The 2,187-nt window shown below is 58.5% G+C and carries 2 protein-coding genes; both read left to right on the forward strand.

Annotated features, from left to right (window positions below; translation table 11 throughout):
• The first annotated feature begins 162 nt into the window (after window positions 1–162).
• Window positions 163–1,329 (forward strand): AAA family ATPase, encoded by a 1,167-nt coding sequence (locus tag HP499_RS23615; protein ID WP_172326476.1) that lies wholly within the window; start codon window positions 163–165, stop codon window positions 1,327–1,329.
• Between the two features lie 109 nt (window positions 1,330–1,438).
• Window positions 1,439–2,187, forward strand: a 749-nt coding sequence (locus HP499_RS23620) for a DEAD/DEAH box helicase (protein WP_172326477.1), incomplete at its 3' end; no start/stop codon positions are given.

The raw sequence follows: 2,187 nt of genomic DNA on the forward strand, positions 1-2,187 counted from the left end.
ATGGTCGCGTTCCCCTACACCTCCGTTCCAAAGGAGTGGGGCATGGCTGGGTGCCCCCGCACTTTGGTTCTGGACGACAGACAATGCGAGTCGCCGGCTGAACTCGTCCGGAGGGCCATAGAAACAGAGGGTGGCGGTGCCTCACCACTGGCGACCGCGTTCATGGAACGTATCGAACGACAGCTTGCCGGGTCACTTGATGGCGGCACCGGCGCCCCCGTGAGTCCAAGGGAAGACGAGGACACCCAAGACCATCTAACTGAGCGCCAAGCAGTCTTGCTCCAGGCAACGCGTTCCCTTACCCGCGTTCGCTTTACCGGTGGGGCGGGCAGTGGGAAGACGTGGCTTGCTGTCGAGAAAGCCCGAATGTTGAGTAAACAAGGTAAGCGCGTCGGTCTCTTTTGTTACAACAAGGGATTAGGGCAATACCTGCAAGACCGGGTCTCGTCGTGGCGGCAAGCCAAACCAATCTTCACCGGCGAATTTCACGAGTACGTTCGCCAGCTTGGGGTGCCTGATGGCAAGTGCCAGGACTACTTCGATGTAGAGATGCCACGGCTTCTCCGGGAAATGGCCGGCACTATGCCCGCATACCAGCGACTGGATGCGGTGATCGTTGACGAAGCACAGGACTTCGCCCCTTTATGGTGGGAAGCATTGCTGGCATGCACTGCTGACCCAGAGAACGGCGAAGTTTATGCCTTCATGGACGACCGCCAGGACGTTTACAAAAGATGGGGCGGGCTCACGGCCGACCTCAACCAAGGACCTACAGCAACCTTTGTCCCCATCCACATCGACGAGAATCTGCGGAACACCCGAAAAATTGCGGAAACCTTCAAACCGTTTGCCGGCGAGCATTTCACGCCGCGAGGCAGCACCGGACTACCCGTTCGTAGAGTCCACTGCTCCACCGACGAAGCCCTCGACGTCGCGGGGGACTGTGTAGAAGCGCTAATTGATGAAGGGTGGGCAAATAACCAGATAGCCCTACTGACCACCAAGGAAAGGCACCCCGTTCATCTGGACTACTTTGACCGTGGTGCCACCGAGGAATACTGGCGCGAATTTCATGCGGGTGATGCGGAGTTTTATGGCCATGTCTTGGGGTTCAAGGGACTTGAAAGATCCGTCGTCATACTCTGTGTCAACGGCTTTAAGGACATGGCCCGAGCCGCCGAACAGCTCTACGTCGGGTTGTCCCGGGCACGGAGCTTGCTGGTCGTCGTGGGTGATTCAGAGCTCCTGGAAGAAGCGGGCGGACGGGAACTGAAGCACTCCCTTGCGCGCGCTGAGGCTTGGGACTACTCGCTGGCGGTGCCCGGATGAGCATCGCAAGCAATATTGTCCGGGCCTTCCATTAGCCTTCAGTAAGGAAGCACCACACAGTCCGATGGGGGATGAAATGCCGGAGTTGGTCGACGCGGAGTCGAACGGAATGACAGATCGGGTTCAGAGGCGTCTCCACACTGACCAGGTCTCAGTTTCCACATCCTATGACTACGCCTTCTTGTACGCCTGGCAGCAAGAGGCACTCAAAGCCTGGCACTCCAACGCCCGCCGCGGCGTTGTTGAGGCCGTCACTGGTGCCGGCAAGACACGAGTAGGAATCGCCGCAGCTTTCGAGGCGATTCGGCAGGGCATCAAAGTGCTGATTCTTGTGCCCACCGCTGAACTTCAGCGCCAGTGGTTGTCCTCCCTTAAGCGTGACCTCCCCGCCGCCCGACGAGGCGCTCTTGGCGATGGTCGAACCGACACCTTGGACGACGTTGATGTCCTTGTCGCCATCGTTCATTCGGCTTCCAATCGAATGACGCTGCGTAGCCACAAGGCCGGTTTGATCATCGCCGATGAATGCCACCGGTACGCCGCCCCTATGTTTACCGGAGCGTTGCAGGAAGGCTACGCGTGGCGCCTTGGGCTGACGGCAACCTACGAACGTGCTGACGGCGAGCACGAGAATCTACTGACTCCATACTTTGGCGGGGTCGTCTACAACCTCTGGTACGACCGCGCACTGGCTGACGAGGTCATTGCCCCCTTCGATATCGCGCTTGTCGGTGTGGAACTGACTCCAAGCGAACAGGTCAACTACGATGACCTTTCAAACACGATGTCTGAAACCTCCAGACATCTCGAATCGTATGCCGGTATCCCCCGCCGACCATTTCACAGGTTCGTTGCGGC

This window comes from Paenarthrobacter sp. CM16 (genome assembly GCF_013179505.1).
Classification (GTDB): domain Bacteria; phylum Actinomycetota; class Actinomycetes; order Actinomycetales; family Micrococcaceae; genus Arthrobacter.